Genomic DNA, 24,324 nt, shown 5'->3' on the forward strand with positions numbered 1-24,324 from the left:
AACCGATTACATTATATTTTTACAAAAATATTCTATTACCTTTATTCAGCTTAATGTAACCGATTGTAAGAATTACAGTATGAATAAAGAGAAAGAAGTCACTATCTACGATCTGGCGGAGAAACTGAATATCTCTGTGGCTACTGTAAGCCGTGCATTAAAAGATGACCCGGTGGTGAGCAAAAAGACGAAGAAAAAGATTTTTGACCTGGCGGAAGAGATGGGGTACAGGTCTAACCTCTTTGCCAGGAACCTGCGGAACCAACGCACGCATACCATTGGGGTGATCATCCCCCGCCTCAACAGTTATTTCATGTCTACCGTTATTGCAGGAATTGAGCAGGTGGCCAATAGCCAGGGTTATAATCTCATCATCAGCCAGTCGTCAGAGTCTGCAGAGAAAGAAGTGATGAGCGCCCGCACCATGTTCAATAACCGGGTGGATGGTTTGCTGGTGTCACTGGCGTATGACACACAGAACATTGATCATTTCAGCGCTTTTTTCCGGAAAGAAGTACCGGTATTGTTCTTTGACCGCGGCCTGGAGCATGAACAGGTGACCAATGTATGCATTGATAACCGTAGAGCTGCCTATGAGGCTACGCTCCATCTCATAGACCAGGGCTGCAGTCACATCCTGCATATTACGGCGCCCTCCATGCGAAATGTATATACAGACCGCCTGGCGGGTTATAAAGCCGCTCTGCTGGAAAGGGGGCTTCCCTATAGTGAGGACCTGGTGATCCGGAATAATCTCAGCCAGGAAGCGGGTTATGCGGCGGCAGAACAGATACTGCAAATGGGCCGGCGCCCGGATGGGGTGTTTGTGGCGAACGACAACTGCGCCGTAGGCTGTATGCTGGGGCTTAAAAAGAAAGGCATTGTCATCCCCGGGGATATCGCTTTTGCAAGTTTTAACAACGACCCGGTGTCTACCGTGATTGAGCCGAACCTCACCACTATCAACTATCCCGGTTATGAAATGGGAGAAGTGGCCGCCCGTCACTTAATTAACCACCTGAACGGCGCCGCTCCCATTACCGCTACCAATACCATCCTGCTGCGGTCTGAACTGATCATCCGCGGCTCTTCCCTACGAAACAGCTGATAATAAACCACACGTTATGCGAAAACTTTGCTTACTGCTTTTATTGCTGGGATGCATGGCATCCTTACACGCAGAAGATGGCTACCGGCTATGGCTCAGGTACGAACGTATCAGCGATGCCGCCCTCTTACAGGCTTACCGTAACAGTATTGCAGGCATATATGTAGCGGGCAACTCCCCCGCCCTGCAGGTAGCCCTACAGGAATTGCAGCAGGCCCTTCCCGCGCTGCTGGACAAAAAAATACCGGTGTTGCAACAGGCGCAGGGTGCCTCCCTGGTAGCAGGTACCTTGCAGGAGCTTGGGACTATCGCCAAAGATATTCCCGCTTCAGCCCTGCAGCAGGCAGGAACGGAGGGCTTTTGCATATTTACGGTCAGCGCCCCGGCTAAAAGAACCGTAATCACAGCCAATACACCTGTGGGTGTGCTGTATGGTGTATTCCATTTTCTGAGGCTGCTGCAAACCCATGAACCCATCCGGCAACTGTCCGTCATCAGCGCCCCCCGCCTCCGCTACCGGTTGCTGGATCACTGGGATAATCTTAACCGCACCGTTGAAAGAGGCTACGCCGGTTTTTCCATATGGGATTGGCACAAACTGCCGGGGTATATAGACCAGCGTTATAAAGATTATGCCCGGGCCAATGCCGCCATCGGTATCAACGGCACGGTACTGAATAATGTAAACGCCAATGCCCTTTCCCTTTCCAAGGCATACCTGGAAAAGACTGCAGCACTGGCGAATGTGTTCCGTCCCTATGGTATCAGGGTGTACCTCTCCGCCAGGTTCAGTGCCCCGATGGAAGCAGGCGGACTGAAAACCGCCGACCCGCTGGATCCGGGCGTACAGCAATGGTGGAAGGATAAACTGAAAGAAATTTACAGCTACATACCCGACTTTGGCGGTTTCCTGGTAAAGGCCAATTCAGAAGGTCAGCCGGGGCCGCAGAATTATGGCAGGACGCATGCAGACGGGGCCAATATGCTGGCGGATGCCCTGGCCCCCTATAAAGGCATCGTGATGTGGAGGGCTTTTGTATATGATGCGAAAGCCGACCAGGACCGATTTAAGCAGGCGTACGAAGAATTTAAGCCGCTGGATGGACAATTCCGCGAAAATGTAGCGGTACAGGTAAAGAACGGCCCTATTGATTTTCAGCCCAGGGAGCCTTTCCACCCCCTTTTCGGAGCCATGCCGCAAACACCCTTAATGATGGAATTTCAGCTCACCCAGGAGTACCTGGGTTTTGCTACCCACCTGGTATATCTGCCCGGCTTTTTCAGGGAAGTACTGGACGCAGACACCTATGAAAAAGGCAGGGGATCTACCGTGGCCAAAGTCATAGACGGCACCCTGGAAGGACATGCGTTTTCCGGGATGGCGGGTGTGGCCAACATCGGGAATGACCGCAACTGGACCGGCCATCCTTTTGGGCAGGCCAACTGGTATGCACTGGGAAGAATGGCCTGGGATCCCCGCCTGCGCTCCGAAAAAATAGCCGATGAATGGCTGCGTCAAACCTTCAGCAATGACCCTCACTTTGTGAACCCGGTAAAGAAAATGATGCTGGCTTCCCACGAAACCCTCGTAAATTACATGACGCCCCTGGGCCTTCATCATATTATGGGCTACAGCCATCATTATGGCCCGGCGCCCTGGTATGATAAAGCCCCACGGGCAGACTGGAACCCGGTATACTTTCACCGGGCAGACCGCAACGGCATCGGGTTTGACCGTACGCCCAGCGGCAGCAATGCCCTGGGCCAATATACCCCCGAAGCAAGGCGGCAGTGGGAAAACCTGCGCGATTGCCCGGATGAGTTCCTGTTATGGTTCCACCATGTACCCTGGACCCATACCCTGCATTCCGGCCGCACTTTGTGGAATGAAATGTGTTACCGGTATCAGTCAGGGGTACAAGGCGTACAGCAGATGCTTAACACCTGGGACAGTGTAGTCAGGTATGTGGATGAAGAAAGGGCTGAACAGGTGAAGATGCTGCTGAACATACAACTGCAGGAGGCAAGCTGGTGGCGGGACGCCTGCCTTTCCTACTTTCAGACCTTTTCAGGAATGCCATTACCGCCGGGGATCCCGGCACCCGCCCATACGCTGGAGTACTATCAATCACTTACCTTTCCCTACGCCCCTCATTAGGTATAACTATCCCTTACATCAGGGAGGGAGTATATGGAAGGTATAGATCAACTATTCATTAACTACCAAACTCATGGAACAAGGAAAAATCAAACTGGCGATCGTTACGGGTGGAGGTTCGGGCATAGGATTAGCCATTACGGAGAAATTTGTGCAGGCAGGTATCCGGACGGTCATCATCGGCAGGGATATACAGAAGCTGAACAACACCAGTGAAAAGCTGGGAGATCTGTGTATCCCGGTACAGGGAGATCTTTCTGACCTGAATGCCATACCTGCCCTGGTAAGCAATATTATCAGCCAACATGGGCCCGTTAGTATATTAGTGAACAACGCAGGCATCAACCAGAAAAAAATATTTACCGAAGTAACAGATGAGGATTTTCAGCGGATACTGCTGACCAACCTGACAGCGGTATTTTCCCTATCGCGGGAAGTGGTAAAACATATGCTGGAGCATGGCGGCGGGTCTGTTATCAATATCAGCTCCATGGCGGCTCAATATGGCATTCCTAAAGTGATTGCCTATACGGCGTCCAAATCTGCCATTGAAGGCATGACCAAAGCCATGGCAGTGGAGCTCTCGCCACAGGGCATCCGGGTGAATTGTATTGCACCGGGCTTTATCGCTACGGATATGTCATCCAAAGCGCTGGACAATGATCCGGAAAGAAAGCACAAAGCACTTGACCGCACCCCCATGGGTGTATTGGGATTACCGGCTGATATAGGCGATGCCGCGCTTTTCCTGGCAGGTGACGGGGCACGGTATATTACGGGCGTGGTGCTACCAGTGGATGGAGGCAATTCCATCGGGTTTTGATAATTTCGGAAATAGAAAATGCCCGGCATATGAAGTTTGTCAAACTGCTGATCTGCAGCTTCCCGTTAACCGCTACGCTGTCTTTTGTGGCGATGGCGCAGGATTTCAGGGGAGGCGTTTTCCAGCTGGAGAACAAGGCCACCCGTCTTTTACTGCGTCCCAAAGACGCCAACAATGCAGATGGTACGCAAATAGTAGTTTACCCGAAATACGACTGGCGATGTTTAACCTGGGACGTTACGCCCGCCGGTTATGCCAACATCTTCACCTTCAAAAACTATTTTACCGGTAAAACCATTCAACCTACCGCCGGCCTTACGGAAAACACGCCTGTATTGCAGGCCGCTCTTCGTCCCGGCGCCACCTTACAGCAATGGGATGTGGTAAAGGTGGAAGGAGAATATTACAAAATAAGCGCGCATGGTTCCAACCTGGTCATGACGGTTGAGGGCAGCGGCACCAATGCAAAGGTGGTGCTCAAAAAATGGGACCAGTCCGCAGCCCAGCTCTGGAAACTGCTACCTGAACCGGAGAATTTCAGCGGTTGAGCGCTTCCGGGGTAACCAGGACCGAATAAATATCAGCCCTTCCATAAATGGAAGCACGTTCCTGCAGCCGGATAATATGAGGATAGCCGGCCCGGTGAAATAATCTTAACAGGGAATGATAGCTGAGCGGATAAGGCACCCAGGGATTTGCCTTGTCGGTATCATATTCTATGATAAGGAAACCAGCTCCCGCTTTCAGACAACTGCCCGCCTTTTTAATAAAAGCGTACTGATCTTTTACATAATGCAGTGAATTGGCCATCAGGATGCCATCAAGATTTTGCAAAGGCAGATCGTTGGCCACAAAGTCCAGCTGCAGGTTTTGTATGGCCGCCCCATGCGCTCCCGCTATCTTAACCGGCTCTTTATCAATGGCATATACCGTACTGCCAGTTGGTAACAACGCTGCCAGGGCCCTGGAAAAGAGGCCGGAACCACAACCCAGGTCTGCCCAGGAACTGGCCCCAGGTCCTGCAATACCCTCATACCTGATCAATTCAATGGCTTCATTTAACTCCATCCGCTAAAAATTGAATATCTTGCGGCGGAAATTACAATATTGGTTTGATAAAGATTGGAAACATATCGCTGCCGGAATTTCCGCTGCTGCTGGCTCCCATGGAAGATGTGAGCGACCCGCCCTTCCGTGCTGTATGTAAAGAGAACGGGGCCGACCTCATGTATACGGAATTTATTTCCAGTGAAGGCCTGATCAGGGACGCTATCAAAAGCCGTAAAAAGCTGGATATTTTCGACTATGAACGCCCTATCGGCATCCAGATATTCGGAGGGGATGAGGAGAGCATGGCCCTGGCGGCCAAGATCGTGGATGTTACCAACCCCGATCTGCTGGACATTAACTTTGGCTGCCCGGTAAAGAAAGTGGCCCTTAAAGGCGCAGGCGCCGGTGTGCTGAAAGATATTGACCTGATGGTGCGTTTAACGGAGGCCTGTGTAAAGGCTACCAGCCTGCCGGTAACCGTAAAAACAAGACTGGGATGGGACGACCAGACCAGGAATATTGAAGAAGTGGCAGAACGCCTGCAGGATGTGGGCATTGCCGCCCTCTCCATCCATGGCCGTACCCGCTGCCAGATGTACAAAGGCGAGGCAGACTGGAGCCTCATTGCCAAAGTAAAGAACAACCCGCGCATAAAGATTCCTATTTTCGGGAACGGAGATATTGACAGTCCGCAGAAAGCCCTGGCCTATAAGAACCGCTACGGTGTAGACGGCATCATGATAGGCCGCGCTGCTATCGGCTACCCCTGGATCTTCCGTGAAATAAAGCATTACGTACAAACCGGTGAGCTGCTCCCCGCACCTACCGTAGAAGAACGCGTAACCGTTTGCAAAAAACACCTTCGCGCATCTGTTGAATGGAAAGGCCCTGTTGTAGGCATCAACGAAATGCGTGGCTGCTACGGTAATTACCTGAAAGGCCTGCCCAATATCAAAGAATTCCGCAACCGGCTGGTAACACTGAAAACCGCAGAAGAAGTAGAAGCCGTGCTGGATGAAATATTAGTTAAGTATGCAGGGTTCGAGGTGCAGCGGGCGCCGATAGAATTGGTTAATTACCATGAAAAGTGCCCGGTGTGAAAAGTTTACAGTTTGAGTGTTCGAAAGTTTAAGGGATTTAGGTCACTCCTGACTTCAAACTTTCAAACACTCAAACCTTCAAACATTATTAATACGACGTCTCATCTGCCCCTATATCCACTCTTCCATTCCTTTTCCTGTCCTGCCCGTCAATATCATACTCCTGGTAACCCGCTATAAATGCAGGATCCCCTGCATTCACACAAGCAGAACCACTGGCAAGATGCAGATTTAGTGCTGAGAGGTTACTATTCACCAAACCTGGTACGCCATAAGTGGAATGGGCGTCCAGTCCTGTTGCGCTTACAAAGTCAGCCATTGAACCGTACGTACTGTTGTTAATGCCGCCCCAGTCAAAAGTAACCGTGGAAGCGTTACCGGATGTAGAATAGTAACGGTTATAATCCATGCTCAGGTTAGTGGAGGTAAAGCCCCAGAGCGCAATCACCACGATGTTGCTGTTGGATTGAACAATATTGTTTTTGATCACGGCAGCATCGGTGTTCTGCAGGCTGATCTCACCACCCCATCCGCCTTGCGTGTAGTTTTTGAAGAAGGTATTGTTGGTGACAGATGAATTGATCACTTTACTATTAGGCTGATTGGCGCCGAAAATTATACCGGCATCCCTGTTGTTATAAATGAAATTGTCGCGTATGTTGATACCATCCGCTGTGTAATTATTATTCTCACAGCCTACGGTAATACCTGCACGATTTTCGTAACAGATATTCCCTTCCACGTTGATCCATTTACCTCCGTCTACATAGATACCGCCATTGGTTGCCACCGGTGATATACAGTGATGAACGATGTTATACTTTACATTGCCGTTACGTGCAAAGTTTACATTGTCCGGAGCGCCTGTCCAGGAATAATGCCCGGTCATATCAATGCCGATGTTCCTTACATGATGCACAATATTACCTTCTATCAGGAAGTTTTCCACGTTACCGGCCATTGTGAGGCCTTCACTGTAACCGGTGTTGCAGTTGAATATTTCGTTATCGCCAATAAAGATCTGGCTGTAGGGAGTGGCGGAAGTACCTACCACTACCAGCGGATTAGCATTGTCTGAGGAGGAGGGAACAGCAGTAGAATCTGTGGTCCACCCGATGTTATAGATATTACAGTTCACAACATGTACATCTGTTCCGGAGCCTGTAACATAAACGCCGGAGGCAAAATCCCGGATGTTGTTGGCAATGTCTATTCCATCAATACGGATATGACTTTTGCTGCTAACGGCGATCATAGCATTCTGCGTATTGTTGGTGGCATTCACCCCATCCAGGATCACATCTCCGTTATTGTTGCTGGTCAGCGTGATGGGCGCTTCTGCGGAGGCGCCTGAATGTGGCCACCACAGTCGTTCCTTATAAGTACCTGCAGACACGTGAATGGTTGCACCCGCGCCCTCTGTAGTCTTGTTCAGCGCGGCTTGTATAGTCTTTAAGGCGGCGGCGGCACTTGTACCTGCATTGGCATCGTTACCGGTAGCGCCATTAACATAATAGTGAACGATTGTCAGTTCCGTGGATGCCTTGGGGCCCTTTAAAGCAGATTGCTCGGCTACTTCCTTTTTACAGGAGGCCACTACTAAAAGAAGTAAGCACCCTGCGATGATTGTTTTCATAGTTTTTCAATTTTACTGTTAATCAATGAGGATAAGGGGTATGTATACTCCATACATTGTTCGGATCGATGGCCATCTGGAATAAAGACGCAGGAACAAATGCAAAGGACCGCGGAACCGGTGATTTTTTTAGAAAAAGTTCCGTTCATCAAAATAATCAGTAAAAAATAGTCCACTACTCTTGTAGACTAAATAAATATTTTCTAATATTGTACCCGCATACATACTATCCGTTTCATGCTGCGGCTAAGCCCACCACTACCCTTCGGCATGAACGGCATGCGTATACTTTATCGGGGGTTATCAATACACACTTAAAATATATGGGTTACATGAAGAACATCAACAAATGGAATGGTTGCTGGCGGCCATGCCGTGCAGGGCCATGTTGTCCTATGAAGTATAAAAGATAAAAAACCGGAATTGTTGCAGCAATCCCGGTTGGTCAAAACAAGGCTCAGCTAAAGATGGCGCCGGTGCAAACGCACCGGTTGCCTGCCTTATTATTTTATTACCAATACAAATATAATGAAGATTGCCATCTTGTGGGGGATTGCATTGCTCCCACTTACCACCTATGCGCAGGATCAGAACAGTAACATCACATTATCGGGAGTAGTAATAGACGCACAAACCAAAGCGCCCTTAGCCGGCGCCACTATTCACCTCAAGAACACTACGCATGATGGTCTTACCAATGACAAGGGGGAGTTTAATTTCTTAACAGGTCAACGGTTACCCGTTACCTTCCAGGTATCCTATATTGGTTATAAACAGGCGGAGATCACCGTAAACCAGCGCACCGGTATTGTATTGGCCCTTACTGCCGCCAATACGCAGCTGAATGACGTAGTGGTAGTAGGTTACGGTACCCAACAGCGTAAAAGCCTGATCAGTTCCATCTCAAAAGTAAATGCCGGAGATATCAAAGATATTCCGCAGGCGGGTGTAGATGCACAGCTGCAAGGCAAAGCTGCCGGCGTGCAGATCAACTCCAATACCGGCACACCGGGCGATGGGGTTTTCATACGCGTACGCGGGGCCACTTCCATTAACGCCAGCAATGATCCGCTGTATGTAGTTGATGGTGTCTTCATCAACAATACCAGCCTGCAAACTGTGAGCACCGGCGGCCGTGCCACCTCTCCCATTGCAGACATTAACCCTGCCGACATCGAAAGCATTGAAGTGCTCAAAGACGCAAGCGCCACCGCCATCTATGGTTCCCGTGGCGCCAACGGCGTGGTGATCATCACCACCAAACGCGGCAAATACGGTATGAAGCCCACTGTCAGCTTCAACACCTCCCATGGCTGGGCATGGGCGCCACAGCTGTGGGACCTTACCACCGGTCCCGAACATGCAACCCTGGTGAATGAGTTCTACAGGAACTCTCTTGCAGACGCCACTGCTGCGGGAGACCAGGCAGGTATCACAAGATATGCCAGGGAGCCTTTCCGCCCGGTAGCAGATGGCGGAAGAGGGCTGCCGGAAGAACAGCAAACCTACGACCGCCTGCGCAAGTTATTCCGCACCGGTATGTTGCATAATTACAATCTTGCTTTACAAGGCGGTACAGCTACCAATAAATATTACATCGGCGCAGGCTTTTCCCGGCAGGAAGCAGATATCCGCCATATTAACTTTGATCGTGCCAGTCTGAAGATCAACCTGGATCAGAAGATAGGAGACAAGGTACAGGTGGGCACCAGTAACAGTATTTACCGTACCAAACGTAACCAGGCCCGGGCAGGTGATGGTCCCCAGGGTGGTTTGTTGCAGTCAGCCCTGCACACCCCCACTTACCTGCCGGAAGTAAATGCTGATGGTACACCCGCCCGCTGGGCAGGGTTTGATAACCTGGATGTGCTGATCAATAACTACGACGTGAACACCACCAGCCTCCGTTATGTAGGCAATATCTATGCTGAAGCGGAGATCATCCCCAACCTGAAATTCCGTACCAGCTGGAGCCTGGATTATAATCACTACGACGAATCAGAATACTGGAACAATCTTACCCAGCTGGGCGCCAATCCAACCAATGGCCTGGCCACTTCTGCACTTACACAGAACACTACGTGGATCAATGAACAAACATTGTCTTACCGTACAACAGTGGCCACCGATCATACCTTCGGCGTCTTGATCGGTAATACCCTGCAGGGCAATAAACAAACCACTACCGCTGCACAGGGCACCGGTTTTCCCAGCAACGCATTTAAACTGATATCAGCTGCGGCTACCCGCACTTCTTCGCAAACATCTACCAAAGCCAACCTGGCTTCCTTCTTCGGAAGAGTGGATTATAACTACGCCAATAAATACTTTGTGGAATTCTCTATCCGTGCAGACGGATCTTCACGTTTTGGCAGCAATCACCAGTTTGGCTACTTCCCTGCTATAGGCGGCGGATGGAGATTGAAAGAAGAAAACTTCCTGAAGCAGTCAGACCTGATCAGCGACCTGAAATTACGCGCCAGTTATGGCATAACCGGCAACCAGAATGGCATCACCAACTTTGCCTCCAAAGGATTATGGTCCGGCGGTACCGGCTATCCTGACAATACCGCTGGCAGCGACCAACCCGGCACCTATCCCCAGCAGCTGGCTAACCCCGATCTGAGATGGGAGAAGACCAGCCAGGTGAACGTTGGCGCTGACCTGGGTTTGTTCAACGACCGTATTGGCATTGAGGTGAACCTCTACCAGAAAAATACGACAGACGCGCTGCTCCAGTTACCGGTGAATGCTATCTCCGGTTTTAACAACTACTACGCCAATGCCGGAGAGATCCGCAACAGGGGCTATGAGGTTGCCATTAATACTTACAATATCCGCAATAAACATTTTACCTGGCAAACCAGTTTCAACATTTCCGGCAATGACAACAAGATCATATCACTGCCCGTACCTGTTACCTATTACAACAGGGATTGGGTAAGACTGCAGCAGGGATACTCCATGTATTCCTTCTGGTTATACAAACAATTATATGTAGACCCCCAAACCGGTGCTGCCGTATTTGAAGATGTGAACAAAGACGGACAGATCACCGTGGCCGACCGCCAGATCCTGGGCAGCGCTATCCCCAAATTCTTTGGCGGCATCAACAACAACTTTACTTACCGCGGATTTGACCTGGGCCTTGCTTTCAGCTTCCAGTACGGTAATGACGTGTATAACCTGAACCGTTTCTTTGGTGAAGGCGGTGGTACCCGTGATGCCAACCGCGTACTGTTTGCCAGCCAGCTGAACCGCTGGCAAAAACCAGGCGACATTACAGATGTTCCCAGGCTGACTGCCTACGGTAACAACTATACGCTGGAACAGAACAGCCGCTTCCTGGAAGATGGTTCTTTCCTGAAACTCAGCGCCCTTACCTTCGGATACACGCTCCCTAAGGACCTTATCAAAAGGGCCGGCTTCCAGACCGTACGTCTTTACTTCATCGGCAGCAACCTGCTTATCCTGAAGAAATACTCCGGACCTGATCCCGAGGCAAACGTAACCGCCGCACAGAATGTGCAGGGCCTTGACCTGGGAACACCGCCGCAACCCAGGACCGTGCAGTTTGGCATTAATGTAACGCTTTAATATATCCACCTAAATAAATAACATGCGCACACGTACCTACATATTCTCATTACTCGCAGGCGCCTCGCTGCTCTCCTGCAACAAATTCCTGGATGTGGCACCGGAGGACGCCGTTTCTGACGAAAACTCCCCCGTGATCATTGACAAGGCCTCTGCAGAAACAGCTGTCAGGGGGCTGTACAGGGCCGTATCAGCCGATGGTTACTACGGCACTACTTTCCAGGCTATTGGCTATCTCTCCGGCGATAACATTCAATGGACCGGCTCTCAGTCCATTATTCAACAGTTCATCAGTCATAATGTAAGAGCCGATAACGCCAGCATTGCCAATGCCTGGTCTGCCATTTACGTTGCCATCAACAGGGCCAATCATATCATTGCCAAAGTGCCCAATGTTACAGATCCGCTACTGACCGGCGCATTGAAGAACCAGTTCACCGGCGAAGGGTACTTTGTCAGGGCGCTGGCCTATTTTGACCTGGCACGTACCTGGGGTGGTGTGCAGATCACATTAACGCCTACCGTTACTGCAGGTGATAAATATAACATTCGCCGCAGCACCCTGGCACAAACCTATGCGCAGGTGTTAAGCGACCTGGTAGCGGCAGATTCCCTGCTGCCCGCTACCACCAACCGCTACCGCGCTACCCGTAAAACCGTGTGGGCACTGAGGGCCCGGTATCACCTGTACCAGGAACAATGGGCAGCAGCAGAAGATTATGCTGGCAGAGTAATTGCCGATTCTGCCAATTATAAACTGGTGCAGCCCTACAGTGCATTCTTTGCCAATGGCGCCGTAGCCACTTCAGAATCCGTGTTTGAGCTTCCCTACAGCACTACCTATCCCAATACGCATCGTAACAGCTGGCAGCCCCCTGCCAATAATGGTACCCGTCAGTGGGCGCCTAATGATGCCTTCATCGCGCTGGTGAACGATCCCGCTGTTGGCGGCAACCGCAGTGCGCTGGTGGCCAGAACATCTGCGGGATTATGGTATGGCAACCTGTATTACAGGCCCAACCCCGCTACAGATCCATCTTATGTGATCCGTATTGCAGAAGAATACCTGATCCGGGCAGAGGCCCGCGCACACTTAGGTAACCTGTCAGGCGCGCTCAGCGACCTGAATGCAGTACGTAGCAGGGCAGGCCTGGCCCCCAGTGAAGCCACTACGGCAGACGACATACTGCTGGCCATAGAAAATGAAAGAAGACTAGAGTTTGCCTTTGAGCCGCATCGCTGGTTTGACCTGCTGAGAACAAAACGCGCTGCCACTGTGCTGGGGCTTACTAATTCCGACAGGTATGTGATGCCGATCCCCGCTGCAGAAATATTGAACGATGCTTCACTTGAACAGAATCATGGATACTAAACCTCATCATAAAATCATGTATCATGGCAAGGACCACCTATCCGCTACGTTTGATCTTTATTTTCTTCTTCATCCAGGTCGTACCGCTGGACTGGAAGTTTTACCGCGAACTGTTCTCCCTTAACTGGTTCCACTACAGCGGCATCTTTCAAGTGGCGCACTATCTGCCCCGTTTCGGAGCGGTACCCCGCTTTGCAGACCAGGGCATCTTTCTCCTCATAGCAGCCGTAGGCGCTTTTATCTGGAGCTACCTGGAAAAGAAGCGTGAGCAACCGCTCAGCAACGATGCATTGTACTACTGGCTGCGTGTATTGCTGCGCTACCGCCTGGCCATTGCACTGCTGGCCTACGGGATCATCAAATTTTTCCCGCTGCAGTCGCCCTACCCTTCTATCAGTAACCTGAATACGCCTTACGGTGATTTCAACGAATGGAAATTGTTCTCACTGAGCCTGGGTATTGTTCCCGGCTATGAAACCTTCCTGGGACTGGTAGAAATGCTGGCCGCTATATTATTGCTGAACCGCAGAACGGTCTCCATCGGCGCCTTCATTGTACTGCTGTTCACCGGTAATGTATTTATGTCCAACCTGGCCTACGGCGGCGGTGAAGCGGTATACAGCTTCTTCCTGGTACTGATCGCATTCGTGCTGTTTGCGCATGATCTGCCACGATTGGTGAACCTCCTGGCCTTTGGCCGTCCTACGGCGCCTGATACTTACAAACCTGTATTTGCACAACCCTGGTTAAAGATCAGCAGGCTGGCGCTCAAATCTTTTGTGTGGCTGTTCTTTGTGGTGCTCTATGGCGCCCAGGCATATGCCGCCGCACATCATGATCCTTACCATTATCCCGGCACAGCAGGCCTGTCAAAAGCCAGCGGCATTTACAATGTACGCGAGTTCAGGATCAACAACCAGGTATTGCCCTACAGTGATACAGACAGTATCCGCTGGCAGGATGTGGTGTTTGAAAAATGGAACACCCTCAGCGTGCGCTCCAACCGCCCGGTTGTACTGGATTCCACCAATACAGATCATATCTATACAGAGGACCAGGACAGGACCTTTGAGCTGGAAGGCGTGGCTGCCAGGCATTACTACAGCTACCAGGCAGATACCACACGGCAGCTGCTGACCCTGCAGAACCGCAACAAACATCATCGTGAAGAACAATGGCTGCTGCATTACGAACGGCCCAATGATTCTACCATCATACTGTCTGGCGCCAATCAGCGTAATGATTCCGTGTATGTAGTGCTGGACAGGATCAATAAAAAATACCTGCTGGAAGAAGTTGCTGAAAAAGGCAGGAGAAGACCCATAAAACTATAGCGCCACCGTCAAAAAAAAATTGTTATGCCTACTATCACCTCCACCGCAGCCGCTATTCCTGAAGTGCTGCACGCACAGCAGGAAGACCAGGTAGTTACCACAGGCGCATTGCCTGTGTGGAAAGGATATCAGAAGATCGCTTTCCGTATTGCCTTCATCTTCTTTGTGGCTATTTCCATTCCCAATAATGCGGAATGGTACAAACATGTGCTCAATATTGACTGGACACGCCTGCATTATCGTGATCTTTATGACATTGCCCGCTTTGGTTCGGGCATCAACTTTTTTGGCAATACCATTTTCGGCAGTCCGCTGTACGGCTACGCCAACTGGATCATTACCCTGCTGGTGGCCATTGCGGGCGGTCTGTTGTGGACTTTTATAGACAGCCGCCGTCAGCAGCCCGCGCAGGAGTATAATAACCTGTACTACTGGTTAAGGGTGATTGTACGTTACCGCGCCGGGATCGGTATCATCGGTTTCGGCTTTACCAAACTGCTGCCCGTGCAGATGCCTTTTCCTTCACTGGGATTGCTGAACACCAATTTCGGCGATTTTTCCGCACAGAAAATCTACTGGCTGATCATCGGCATTGTGCCCTGGTACCAGGTGTTCGCAGGCATTGTAGAAGTAGCAGCAGGTACTTTGCTGTTCTTCCGTAAAACCACCACCTTAGGGGCCGCATTGCTGGTAGGCGCACTGGGCGATATTGTATATGTGAACTTTGCCTATGATGGTGGCGTACATGTGTACAGTTCTTACTTTGTTTTACTGGGCGCTTTCCTCCTGGTACAGGATACGCCTAAACTTTACAGCCTGCTGATACAGCAGCGTGTAACGGTTCCCGTGTATTACTTCCCGGTGTTTAAAAAATGGCTGCAACACACCCGCGCCGGGCTAAAAGCAGGCGTGATTATATTATTTCTCGGGGTATTCTATTACCTCCAGCTGGTCAATTACTGGTATGACCCTTACAAACAGCCCTCTACAGCAGGTGTTCGTACGTTGAGAGGCAATTACCGGGTAACGGAATTCCGCATCAATAACCAGGTGCTGCCATATAACCCGCTGGATAGTGTACGCTGGCAACACGTGACCTTTGAAAAATGGACCACCCTTACCTATCGGGTGAACCGCCCCACCTTCATTGATGTTAGCAATGGCGGCGGAGACCCCATGCGCGACATCAACCGTACTTTCGAACTTACAGGCACCGGTGGCGGACAACGGGTGTTTCATTATTATGCAGATACTATTGACCAGGTGCTTTACCTGCAGGATAAATTCAAACCTGTTCCCGACCGCCGTAACCGGGTAGCCGGCGTTGGCGGCGATCAGAACTACCGCCTCAACAATGGCCTGGCAGATGCCAAAGCTGGCGCTCAGCAAGACCGTACGGAGCAGCCCTTTATTCCCGCCAGCGCCTGGGCGCATATCGGGGACGAGAACCATATGATAGACAAACGTGCCTGGACCACCCGCCGCGACCGCGAGTTTGCTACGCCGCCTAAAAATGAAAAGCGGAAAAAGATGATCCTGCACTATGAAACAACAGATGGTTCACATGTGGTGCTGAACGGTATTGATGAGAACAAAGATTCCGTTCATATTGTGCTGGACCGTATAGACCGTCCCTACAGGATCACCCGCAGCACTTTGGACGCAGGAAAATACTGACTGTAATGAGATTGATCACCCTGACCTTTACGTGTGCAGTATTTATTGCCTGTAATCATCGCACAAAAGAAAACGGCACTTCCCCGTGGCCGGCTAGCTTCCATATAGGGCGGCCGGCCACGCCTGCTGAAATTGCGGCATGGGATATAGACATCCGGCCGGATGGCGCAGGCTTACCGCCAGGCGCAGGTACAGCCGCCAGCGGCAAACCTGTTTATATGGCCAAATGCGCCGCCTGCCATGGTACCGGTACTGAGCCGCTGAATGCAAAGCTGCCCGGACCCGCGCTCATGAACGACAGCGCAGGATCCGACTTCCGCAGGCTGAAGACCCTCGGTAACTACTGGCCCTATGCCACCACCATATTTGATTATGTAAGAAGGACCATGCCCTATAATGCACCCGGCACCTTAACCGCCGATGAAGTATACAGCCTGACCGCCTACCTGTTATTTGCCAACAAGATCATTGATGAAGAAACGGTGATGGATGCACGCAGCTTACCCAAAGTAAACATGCCTGCAAAACACCTGTTCATACCAGACAACAGTACCGGCGGACCGGAGATACGTTAAACAGATAACAGCATGAACAAAAAAAAGATCAGCCGGCGCACATTACTGGGAGGGGCTGCCACTGCAGCCGTTGTACTGTTCAAATCTTCCTACGGGAAAATGATACAGGCCGCTATCCCGGAGTCAGCACTGCTGACAGACGATCCGACAAAGATACAGGGCCCCCCGCCCGGAAAGGTGGGCACCCGCTCTCCCTTTGAGCACCCGGTAAAGAAGCCATCAGACATCTCTTCCCGCACACCGCTGCAGGACCTCTACGGTACCATCACCCCGTCTGATCTGCACTATGAAAGGCATCACGGCGGCGTACCGGCTATCGATCCGCATCAATACGAACTGCTGATACACGGCATGGTAGATAAACCCATGGTGTTCACACTGGCAGATCTGAAACGCTTTCCTTCCGTATCACGGATCTGTTTCCTGGAGTGCTCCGGTAATTTCAGGGGCAGTAAGGAAACGCTGATGCCGCAGGAAGTTTGCGGGCTCACCAGCCAGAGCGAATGGACGGGCGTGATGCTCTCCACCCTCTTTCGCGAAGTGGGTGTTCAGCCTAAAGCCAGCTGGTTCCTGGCAGAAGGTTCAGACGCTGCGGTGATGACCCGCAGTATCCCGGTTAAAAAAGCATGGGATGATGCCATGGTCGTATATGCGCAGAACGGAGAAGCCATCCGCCCGGAGCAGGGCTATCCCGCGCGCCTGCTGCTGCCTGGGTGGGAAGGCAATACCAGTGTAAAATGGCTGCGCCGCATTGAACTCTCCGATCAGCCGTATATGACACGGGAAGAAACCTCCAAATACACCTATCCCGTCAAAGACAGGATACGGCAGTTTAGTTTCGGGATGGACGCCCGTTCCATTATCACCTACCCGGCTTTTCCACAGCAGGTGGAGAAAGGCTGGATAGAGATCAGGGGCATTGCCTGGAGCGGATGGGGTAAAATTGCCAAAGTGGAGATCAGCACCGACAACGGTAAAAGCTGGCACCCCGCGCGTTTACAGGAACCGGTGCTCGATAAAGCCCATACCGCCTTCCGTTACCTGTGGCAATGGGATGGCAATACCACAGCCATTATGAGCCGCGCAACGGACGAAACCGGCTATACGCAGCCTACCCTGCAACAGCTCATCGCTGCGAGAGGAGCAGACATGGGCGGCTATCACCTGAACCCTGTTACCGCCTGGGTAATTCAGCGCGACGGCAAAGTGCTGTTCCGCCCCGAAAAATGGAAGTAATACAACAGATCGGCAAAAAATATTTACCTTGAATTATGCAACAAGACTTTGATGCAGTAGTGATCGGCTCCGGACCCAATGGCCTTTCTGCCGCCATTACGCTGCAACAGGCTGGACTATCCGTATTGCTGCTGGAAGGGAAAGACACCATCGGCGGCGGCTTACGTACGGCAGCCCTCACGCTTCCCGGCTTTCTGCATGATGTGTGTTCTGCCATTCACCCCATGGCAGCCATCTCTCCTTTTCTGACATCGCTGCCTTTGGCGCAGCATGGGCTGGAGCTCATCTATCCTGAAGTAGCGGCTGCACATCCGCTGGATGATGGCAGCGCTGCCGTACTGAAAAAGTCACTGGAAGAAACGGCCCTTTCTCTGGGCAGTGATGCAGATACTTATTTGCGATTGATGCGGCCCGTAGTAGCAGGCTTCTCTTCCCTGGTGCCTGATATACTGGGACCGCTGCGCTTCCCCAAACATCCGCTGATCATGGCGCGTTTTGGACTGAACGCGCTTACCTCCGCCACACACCTTGCAAAACGTTTTCACACTCCCCAGGCCAGGGCGCTATGGGCAGGGATGGCGGCGCATGCCATACAGCCGCTCAGCAATCTTACCTCTTCTGCCATCGGGCTGGTATTACTGGCTTCCGCACATGCGCAGGGATGGCCTGTTCCCAAAGGTGGTTCTGTTGCCATTGCCAATGCGCTGGCCTCCTACTTTACCTCCATCGGCGGTAAGATTGAAACAGGCACGTATATACGTACACTCAGCCAGTTACCTGCTGCCCGGGCATTAATATTTGATGTAACGCCGCGTCAGCTCCTGGAGATCGCGGGCGATCGCTTTTCTGCGCTCTATAAATGGCAGTTGCAGCGTTACCGTTATGGTATGGGCGTGTTTAAAATAGACTGGGCGCTGGATGGTCCCATCCCCTTTACTGCACCCGCCTGCAGACAGGCAGGCACGGTGCACCTGGGCAATACCCTGGAAGAGATCGCAGCAGATGAGCTGGCCTCCAGCCGGGGACTGCATCCCAGGAAACCATTCGTATTACTGGCCCAGCAAAGCCTGTTTGATACCACCCGCGCACCAGAAGGCAAGCACACCGCATGGGCTTACTGCCATGTACCACATGGATCCAAAGCAGATATGACCGCCATCATCGAGCAGCAGGTAGAACGGGTAGCGCCCGGCTTTAAAAAGCTGATACTGGCTAAACATACCATGGACACGGCCCAGGTAGAAGCCTACAACCCGAACTATATTGGTGGTGATATTAACGGCGGTATCATTGACATCGGGCAGCTGTACACCCGTCCGGCTTTACGCTGGTCGCCCTATAAAACATCTGCCAAAGGTATGTACATCTGTTCTTCCGCTACCCCGCCGGGTGGTGGCGTACATGGCATGTGCGGCTATCATGCCGCTAAAAAGGCCTTAAAGGATGTATTCGGAGCATAAGCTACCCCTTGCTGCTGTACTTTATTTCGTACGTCTTTCCTTTTTCGATCTGCAGTTCATACACCCCGTTTCCTTTGTCGCTGACGGCTCCTGCCGCACATAGGGGTTTGGTTTTGCTGCTGAAGCGCAAAGTACCCGTTCCCGCAGCGCCGGTGATCCTGATCTGCTTCGTACTACAGTACAGCCGGATATCACCGGAGGGTGTGGGCACACTGCCTTCCATCCACTGCAATCCGCCTAATACCGGTTCAACAAGGTAGGTCTGGTAGGCGGGCGATGTTGGCTTCACGCCCAGGTAATATTTGCCCAGCAGGTAAATGGGACTGGCGCCCCAGGCATGGCAGAGGCTGCGGCCATAGGGACGGCCATACATGGCCAGGTGCTGCGTGCCTTTCTCTCTGGGGTTATATACTTCCCAGAAAGAGGTAGCGCCCAGGCGCAGCATATCTCCCCAATAGCTTTTCATTTCTTTCAGCACATACGCCTGCTCACCCATGGCACATAAAGCTTCCAGCTCATAAAAGCGCATATAGGGCGTAGTGATCTGCTGTACCTGGTCATTCAATAGTACATGCTGCTTTACGCCCTGCTGCTGTTGTTCGTTCAGGTAATCGAAGAAGATAGCGAACATGTTGGCATAACGTGTAACGTTGTCCGTAGGCTGGCCGTTCACACGGCTATGCACCAATGCCTGTTTCTGATCATTCCAGTAAATGCTGAATAGCTTACTGCGAAGATCGGCTGCCAGTTGTTTATACTGTGCGGCGCCCTTATGATCTTTTACCAGGTCTGCACAGAGGGCCATTGTTTCCAGGCTGCGGCAGAACAACAGCTGTTCAAAGCTCAGTTCTCCCTGTTTGCTCAGCCCTTCTGCCCAGTCAATAAATACCCAGTCGCCCGGCAGCCCTTCCATCATACCATTGCTGTTACGGCGCTGCAGGCAGAAATTGATCAGGCTTTGCATGCGCGGATAATACTGGCGGATGAAGGCCTGATCGCCGGTATACAGGTAATAATCATAGATGCCCAGGAACCAGTAGAACGTATAATCCATGATGGTATTGATATGGCTGCCTACCGGGTCTTTGCCTCTCAGCGCCATCAATGTTCTTGATACCGAAGGGGAATCAAAGAACAGGTAGTAGTTCATGAGAAAGCTCTGGTAAGCATCGCCAGACCAGATCCACCGGTCGCGTTTAATACCGTCAATAAAGAACTCGCGCGTGTTGAGGTGCAGGGTGTAGGCGGCCACCTCCCAGATCCTGTTCAGCTCTTCATCTGAACAGCGGAACTGACCACGGTTGGTTACCGGGAGGTATTCATATAACATAGACACGGAATCTATGTTCACCGCGGGATCATACTGTATATGCACATAACGGAATGCCCTGGACTCCGGCATGATAGAGTCAGTGGCTGACAGGTGGCGGACTGCCAGCCGGTCCAGTGTTTCGCAGGCAGCCGTATCGGTTGCTTCTTCAGGCGATTCGCCGTAGTAAATATTTACAGGACCATCACCTTTGAGACCGTGCAGCTTAACAAAGCCAAAGGTTTCTTTCCCGAAATCTACGGTCAGGGTATTTGCCCTGCGTGTGATCTTAGCCGCTGCCAGTGGTGTTGTTGCCAGTTTAAAGGCAGATGGCGGCGATTGCGGATCATCAAAATTCCAGGAGCCTGCAAACAGCCAGGGAGTACCTGTCTGAGCAGCTACGTTGCCGGTTTCATCTATCCATTCTTTATCCTCGTAGGTGACCTTCCAGGAGGAGTCTGACATCAAAGTACGCCCCTGTACAAATACAGCAGGCACCTTATCGGCGCTATATGCTTTGATATCTATACGGTGTTTCCCGGCGGGAATGTTAAGTTTTGCAGGACGGCCGGGCAGCATTTTACTGTCCAGCTTCACATTGTACTCGCCTTCTGCGTAGATACTCACTTCTTCTGCTGCCGATAGTTCAAATGCTTTATGGAAATTCATCAGTACATACTGGTTGTCCAGTCGCCAGAAGGGAGGATAAAAGGCGCCGCGCTCTGTACGCCTGTTCTGCATTTTATTGCCAAGCCATATTTCATAGTCCCCCGGATACCATATCCAGGTAGCTTTTGACTGGCCATACAATGTGTCTGCAAAGAAAATACCGGCTGATAAGCAGAAAGCGATCAAGTAGTTTTTCATAACTGGAATATCTCGTAGAGAGCAATATACAATACAAAAAAGTAGTGCGGTATAGCACAGTATAGGATAGTTCAGCCGGGTTGCGTTATAATCAGGCTATTTACTTTCTTTTATATATTGATAGATCATCTCTGATACTGTGGCCATGGCCTCCACCGCTTTGGGCACATCCTTCACCTCTTTAGACAGCAGCACCAGTACGTACCTTCGTCCGTCCGGCAGGAAAACAATGCCCGCATCATGCCTTACCCCGCTGATCTCGCCCGTTTTATGCGCCACCTTTACATCATCCGGCAGGCGGGCAGGAATAACATCGTTGAACTCCTGTTTCAGCAGTATGTTAACCATCTCTTCAGAAGCCGCGGCATTCACCGCTTTGCCCTGCGCTATCTTTTCAAAGATCAGCATCAGGTCATAGGCCGTTGTTGTATTGTTCAGGCCTTTCTGAAATGCCTTATCATCTTCCACTCCCCGCAGCACCTGTATATCTTTTGCGCCAAGTGCGCGCATGGTTTGGGTAACATTTTGAGCATTCACCAGCTCAATAACTATGTTGGTAGCAAGATTGCTGCTGCGCGTGATCATCAGCTCCACCAGGTCTGACAGCGGCACCTGGTTGCTGACACCCGCGCTTCTGTAAAGCGTTTGATCACTATCTTCCTCCGGATCCAGTGTAAACTCACTGCTGTCAACAATGCTGCGAAAGGTGAACTTGAGCGGAACACTCTCACTTAATGCAAATTTCCCTGCTGCTGCCTGTTTATATACCTCGATCATCACCGGCACTTTCATGGTACTGGCAGCATGAAAGACGGTGTGCTCATTGATCAGTATTTCCTCTCCACTGGCAAGATCCTTCAACGCTACTGCAAAAACACCCGGGTGTTTGGATAGTGTATCCTGGATACGGCGTTTTAACTCATCCGGAAAACGGCGGGTACTATAGAACGCAAATTGTGTAACAGCCATAAATGCCAGCAGGCTTAAACGGTAGATCATAGGTATCTAAAATACGTTAAAATAAGAATAGTTGCATCCACCCGGCACAACCTTTGAGGCAACATACATAAAGAAGTGTATGCAATTAAACCCGGGAGAATTATACCAGGTGAACAGCGCAGCTATTGATGAGCTGGAACGCAGATACGGCCCCTTCAATTTCGTGGTGCGCGTAGAAGAGGTAGACCATGAGCAGGACAGCGTACGGTTTACCGTGTTAAGCTCAGACAACTGGAATGCAACACCTGATGTCCGCAAACTGGTAGAAATACACACCGCTGGCAACACCATTGACGATACCACCGGCACACCCATGTCCGTTGATCCGATCTTTCATAGCGAAAGCAGGTTCCTTTACTGTTTTGACAAGGGCACTGTGGAAGCATATACCCAATAACACGGCTAAAATTATGACCATGGCAACAGCTACCAGGAAAAAGGCCCCTAGCAAAGCTAAAACGGCTAAGAAAACAACGGCAACAGCAAAGGTGCCTGCAAAGAAAAAGAAGAAGGAAGCAATGAAAGACCTCTCTCTTACCTACAACCAGTTCAAGGAATTTGAGGGACAGCGGTATACCGGTATGAAAATAGGCAAAAGCCACAAATGGTATTATGATAAGGGAGAATGGCACGAAACCAAGATAACGCCCGATCTATGGGAGCTGTCTTACGCCGTTACCAAACGCAGGGCGGGCAAGGCCCCTAAAGGGTCAGGCGTTACCGTAGGCACCGCCTACCACTGGTATATACTGGCGCATCAGAACGTACGCAAGCTGAATGAAGATGATTATACCACCTCGATGACCGGCCTCAAGCTAAAGCTGGCGCATAAACGCGCCGATACGGATAAGTGGAGTGTAAGCGCCAAAACCCAGCGTAAACACCTGGTAGCTTTCCTGCAGGAGCTCATTGCACAGCTGGAGAAAGAACCAATCCCCATTGATTTTGAATACAATGGAAAGCAGTATAAAGGTGAGGCCATTCCTATTACGCAAACCTGCCTGGATGGCGTGTGCACAAAACTGGATGTCATACTCAATGATGAGCAGGTAGGCATCATCCGCTACCTTAAAAGCGGGTGGAAAATAGATACGCATCCGGATAAAAAATTTGTAAAGGCCGTTGGCCAGGAAATCCTACATTGGTATAACAAATAACAACGCCATGCCCGAATTGCCAGACCTGCAGGTATTCAGCCGTAACCTGAACAAATTACTCAAAGGCAGAACAGTAAAAGCAGTAACCGTTCCCACCAGCAAAAAGCTGAATGTACCCCTTAAAACACTGCAGCAAAGCCTGGAAGGACAGGAGCTGAAAAAAGTGGAACGGGTGGGCAAAGAACTGCACTTTGCATTCGCGAATGGCGAAGTACTGGGTCTCCACCTCATGCTCAGGGGGCAGCTGCACCTTTTTGAAAAAAGGAATGACCACAAAAACACTATCATTTCCCTGCTGTTTGACAATGATACCGGGCTTGCGATGACAGATGGTTTTAAGGCCGCCACCCCTACGCTTAACCCTGAAGAGCGGGACGCAACAGATGCCTTGTCAAAAGATATGGATGCCGCCTTCCTGGAAGAACAGCTTGCCAGTACTAAATCTGCCGTGAAAAATGTATTACTGGATCAGCAGGTGATCCGGGGCATTGGTAATGCCTATGCGGATGAGATCCTGTGGGAAGCCGGTATTTCACCTTTCTCTGCCGCCAATAAAATACCCAAGGCTAAAGTAAAGGCCCTGGCAAAAACCATTAAGGTAGTACTGCAAAGGGCAGAAAAACAGATCCTGAAGGAACATCCTGACATTATCAGCGGGGAGATCAGGGATTTTATGGTAATACACAACCCGAAGAAAACTCATAGCCCCGGTGGTGCTGAAATAAAGCACAAGGCAGTGGGCGGCAGAAAGACCTACTACACCGATGAGCAGGAATTGTACGAATAACCGCAAACGGACACCCGCGTCCGGAAGCGGACATTAAGCCTCCGCAAGGTATTCTCTAAACTATTGAAAACAAACAATA

19 protein-coding genes are annotated in these 24,324 nt (G+C 50.8%); 15 read left to right on the top strand and 4 right to left on the bottom strand.

Annotated elements, in window-relative coordinates; translation table 11 throughout:
* Window positions 1-79 precede the first annotated feature (79 nt).
* The 4 genes from Q0577_RS10525 to Q0577_RS10540 all read left to right on the top strand — a co-directional run bounded on the left by Q0577_RS10525 (window position 80) and on the right by Q0577_RS10540 (window position 4,637).
* Entirely contained in the window at window positions 80-1,108 is a 1,029-nt protein-coding gene (locus Q0577_RS10525; protein WP_298735784.1) for a LacI family DNA-binding transcriptional regulator, read from the top strand.
* 16 nt (window positions 1,109-1,124) lie between these two features.
* Complete coding sequence (locus Q0577_RS10530; protein ID WP_298735786.1) at window positions 1,125-3,266, top strand: alpha-glucuronidase family glycosyl hydrolase; 2,142 nt, start codon at window positions 1,125-1,127, stop codon at window positions 3,264-3,266.
* A 73-nt stretch (window positions 3,267-3,339) separates the two neighbouring features.
* Complete coding sequence (locus Q0577_RS10535) at window positions 3,340-4,089, top strand: SDR family oxidoreductase (RefSeq protein WP_298735787.1); 750 nt, start codon at window positions 3,340-3,342, stop codon at window positions 4,087-4,089.
* A gap of 29 nt (window positions 4,090-4,118) precedes the next feature.
* Window positions 4,119-4,637, top strand: a complete 519-nt coding sequence (locus Q0577_RS10540; RefSeq protein ID WP_298735789.1) for an RICIN domain-containing protein — start codon at window positions 4,119-4,121, stop codon at window positions 4,635-4,637.
* On the opposite strand, the gene Q0577_RS10545 is transcribed toward Q0577_RS10540, so the two are convergent.
* A complete protein-coding gene (locus Q0577_RS10545; protein ID WP_298735791.1) occupies window positions 4,627-5,157 on the bottom strand; it encodes a class I SAM-dependent methyltransferase in 531 nt (176 codons plus the stop codon). The genes Q0577_RS10540 and Q0577_RS10545 overlap by 11 nt on opposite strands.
* Window positions 5,158-5,201: 44 nt before the next feature.
* On the opposite strand from Q0577_RS10545, the gene dusB reads away from it, so the two are divergent.
* Window positions 5,202-6,239, top strand: a complete 1,038-nt coding sequence (gene dusB / locus Q0577_RS10550) for a tRNA dihydrouridine synthase DusB (protein ID WP_298735792.1) — start codon at window positions 5,202-5,204, stop codon at window positions 6,237-6,239.
* A gap of 88 nt (window positions 6,240-6,327) precedes the next feature.
* On the opposite strand, the gene Q0577_RS10555 is transcribed toward dusB, so the two are convergent.
* A complete protein-coding gene (locus Q0577_RS10555; protein ID WP_298735795.1) occupies window positions 6,328-7,875 on the bottom strand; it encodes a hypothetical protein in 1,548 nt (515 codons plus the stop codon).
* A 528-nt stretch (window positions 7,876-8,403) separates the two neighbouring features.
* Between Q0577_RS10555 and Q0577_RS10560 the strand changes: the two genes are divergently transcribed.
* From Q0577_RS10560 to Q0577_RS10590, 7 genes are read left to right on the top strand one after another with little or no spacing between them, the layout of a single operon-like run.
* Window positions 8,404-11,472: a TonB-dependent receptor gene (locus Q0577_RS10560; protein ID WP_298735797.1), complete on the top strand. Its 3,069-nt coding sequence runs from the start codon at window positions 8,404-8,406 to the stop codon at window positions 11,470-11,472.
* Between the two features lie 22 nt (window positions 11,473-11,494).
* Window positions 11,495-12,844 (top strand): RagB/SusD family nutrient uptake outer membrane protein, encoded by a 1,350-nt coding sequence (locus Q0577_RS10565; RefSeq protein WP_298735799.1) that lies wholly within the window; start codon window positions 11,495-11,497, stop codon window positions 12,842-12,844.
* A gap of 23 nt (window positions 12,845-12,867) precedes the next feature.
* Window positions 12,868-14,178 (top strand): DoxX family protein, encoded by a 1,311-nt coding sequence (locus tag Q0577_RS10570; RefSeq protein ID WP_298735802.1) that lies wholly within the window; start codon window positions 12,868-12,870, stop codon window positions 14,176-14,178.
* 24 nt (window positions 14,179-14,202) lie between these two features.
* Window positions 14,203-15,855 carry a hypothetical protein gene (locus Q0577_RS10575; protein WP_298735804.1) on the top strand — a complete coding sequence of 551 codons (1,653 nt, stop codon included), beginning with the start codon at window positions 14,203-14,205 and terminating at the stop codon, window positions 15,853-15,855.
* 5 nt (window positions 15,856-15,860) lie between these two features.
* Window positions 15,861-16,430: a cytochrome c gene (locus Q0577_RS10580; RefSeq protein ID WP_298735806.1), complete on the top strand. Its 570-nt coding sequence runs from the start codon at window positions 15,861-15,863 to the stop codon at window positions 16,428-16,430.
* A 12-nt stretch (window positions 16,431-16,442) separates the two neighbouring features.
* A complete protein-coding gene (gene soxC, locus Q0577_RS10585; RefSeq protein WP_298735807.1) occupies window positions 16,443-17,666 on the top strand; it encodes a sulfite dehydrogenase in 1,224 nt (407 codons plus the stop codon).
* Between the two features lie 35 nt (window positions 17,667-17,701).
* Window positions 17,702-19,126, top strand: a complete 1,425-nt coding sequence (locus Q0577_RS10590) for an NAD(P)/FAD-dependent oxidoreductase (RefSeq protein ID WP_298735809.1) — start codon at window positions 17,702-17,704, stop codon at window positions 19,124-19,126.
* Window position 19,127: 1 nt separating this feature from the next.
* On the opposite strand, the gene Q0577_RS10595 is transcribed toward Q0577_RS10590, so the two are convergent.
* Both Q0577_RS10595 and Q0577_RS10600 read right to left on the bottom strand, forming a co-directional pair.
* Window positions 19,128-21,302, bottom strand: a complete 2,175-nt coding sequence (locus Q0577_RS10595) for an alpha-rhamnosidase (protein ID WP_298735811.1) — start codon at window positions 21,300-21,302, stop codon at window positions 19,128-19,130.
* Between the two features lie 96 nt (window positions 21,303-21,398).
* Window positions 21,399-22,301, bottom strand: a complete 903-nt coding sequence (locus tag Q0577_RS10600; protein ID WP_298735814.1) for a serine hydrolase — start codon at window positions 22,299-22,301, stop codon at window positions 21,399-21,401.
* 79 nt (window positions 22,302-22,380) lie between these two features.
* Between Q0577_RS10600 and Q0577_RS10605 the strand changes: the two genes are divergently transcribed.
* The 3 genes from Q0577_RS10605 to Q0577_RS10615 are packed head-to-tail and all read left to right on the top strand — an operon-like array spanning window position 22,381 to window position 24,245.
* Window positions 22,381-22,698: a hypothetical protein gene (locus Q0577_RS10605; protein WP_298735817.1), complete on the top strand. Its 318-nt coding sequence runs from the start codon at window positions 22,381-22,383 to the stop codon at window positions 22,696-22,698.
* Between the two features lie 19 nt (window positions 22,699-22,717).
* Window positions 22,718-23,458 carry a hypothetical protein gene (locus tag Q0577_RS10610; RefSeq protein ID WP_298735819.1) on the top strand — a complete coding sequence of 247 codons (741 nt, stop codon included), beginning with the start codon at window positions 22,718-22,720 and terminating at the stop codon, window positions 23,456-23,458.
* A 7-nt stretch (window positions 23,459-23,465) separates the two neighbouring features.
* Window positions 23,466-24,245: a DNA-formamidopyrimidine glycosylase family protein gene (locus tag Q0577_RS10615; protein WP_298735822.1), complete on the top strand. Its 780-nt coding sequence runs from the start codon at window positions 23,466-23,468 to the stop codon at window positions 24,243-24,245.
* The last annotated feature ends 79 nt before the right edge of the window (window positions 24,246-24,324 follow it).

Source organism: uncultured Chitinophaga sp. (genome assembly GCF_937898475.1).
Taxonomy (GTDB): domain Bacteria; phylum Bacteroidota; class Bacteroidia; order Chitinophagales; family Chitinophagaceae; genus Chitinophaga.

What these genes read in the sequence shown, in the direction of transcription:
- Q0577_RS10525 (WP_298735784.1), top strand. Translation starts at nt 80, where the DNA reads ATGAATAAAGAGAAAGAAGTCACTATCTACGATCTGGCGGAGAAACTG.
- Q0577_RS10530 (WP_298735786.1), top strand. Translation starts at nt 1,125, where the DNA reads ATGCGAAAACTTTGCTTACTGCTTTTATTGCTGGGATGCATGGCATCC.
- Q0577_RS10535 (WP_298735787.1), top strand. Translation starts at nt 3,340, where the DNA reads ATGGAACAAGGAAAAATCAAACTGGCGATCGTTACGGGTGGAGGTTCG.
- Q0577_RS10540 (WP_298735789.1), top strand. Translation starts at nt 4,119, where the DNA reads ATGAAGTTTGTCAAACTGCTGATCTGCAGCTTCCCGTTAACCGCTACG.
- Q0577_RS10545 (WP_298735791.1), bottom strand. Translation starts at nt 5,157, where the DNA reads ATGGAGTTAAATGAAGCCATTGAATTGATCAGGTATGAGGGTATTGCA.
- Q0577_RS10555 (WP_298735795.1), bottom strand. Translation starts at nt 7,875, where the DNA reads ATGAAAACAATCATCGCAGGGTGCTTACTTCTTTTAGTAGTGGCCTCC.
- Q0577_RS10560 (WP_298735797.1), top strand. Translation starts at nt 8,404, where the DNA reads ATGAAGATTGCCATCTTGTGGGGGATTGCATTGCTCCCACTTACCACC.
- Q0577_RS10565 (WP_298735799.1), top strand. Translation starts at nt 11,495, where the DNA reads ATGCGCACACGTACCTACATATTCTCATTACTCGCAGGCGCCTCGCTG.
- Q0577_RS10570 (WP_298735802.1), top strand. Translation starts at nt 12,868, where the DNA reads ATGGCAAGGACCACCTATCCGCTACGTTTGATCTTTATTTTCTTCTTC.
- Q0577_RS10575 (WP_298735804.1), top strand. Translation starts at nt 14,203, where the DNA reads ATGCCTACTATCACCTCCACCGCAGCCGCTATTCCTGAAGTGCTGCAC.
- Q0577_RS10580 (WP_298735806.1), top strand. Translation starts at nt 15,861, where the DNA reads ATGAGATTGATCACCCTGACCTTTACGTGTGCAGTATTTATTGCCTGT.
- soxC (WP_298735807.1), top strand. Translation starts at nt 16,443, where the DNA reads ATGAACAAAAAAAAGATCAGCCGGCGCACATTACTGGGAGGGGCTGCC.
- Q0577_RS10590 (WP_298735809.1), top strand. Translation starts at nt 17,702, where the DNA reads ATGCAACAAGACTTTGATGCAGTAGTGATCGGCTCCGGACCCAATGGC.
- Q0577_RS10595 (WP_298735811.1), bottom strand. Translation starts at nt 21,302, where the DNA reads ATGAAAAACTACTTGATCGCTTTCTGCTTATCAGCCGGTATTTTCTTT.
- Q0577_RS10600 (WP_298735814.1), bottom strand. Translation starts at nt 22,301, where the DNA reads ATGATCTACCGTTTAAGCCTGCTGGCATTTATGGCTGTTACACAATTT.
- Q0577_RS10605 (WP_298735817.1), top strand. Translation starts at nt 22,381, where the DNA reads ATGCAATTAAACCCGGGAGAATTATACCAGGTGAACAGCGCAGCTATT.
- Q0577_RS10610 (WP_298735819.1), top strand. Translation starts at nt 22,718, where the DNA reads ATGGCAACAGCTACCAGGAAAAAGGCCCCTAGCAAAGCTAAAACGGCT.
- Q0577_RS10615 (WP_298735822.1), top strand. Translation starts at nt 23,466, where the DNA reads ATGCCCGAATTGCCAGACCTGCAGGTATTCAGCCGTAACCTGAACAAA.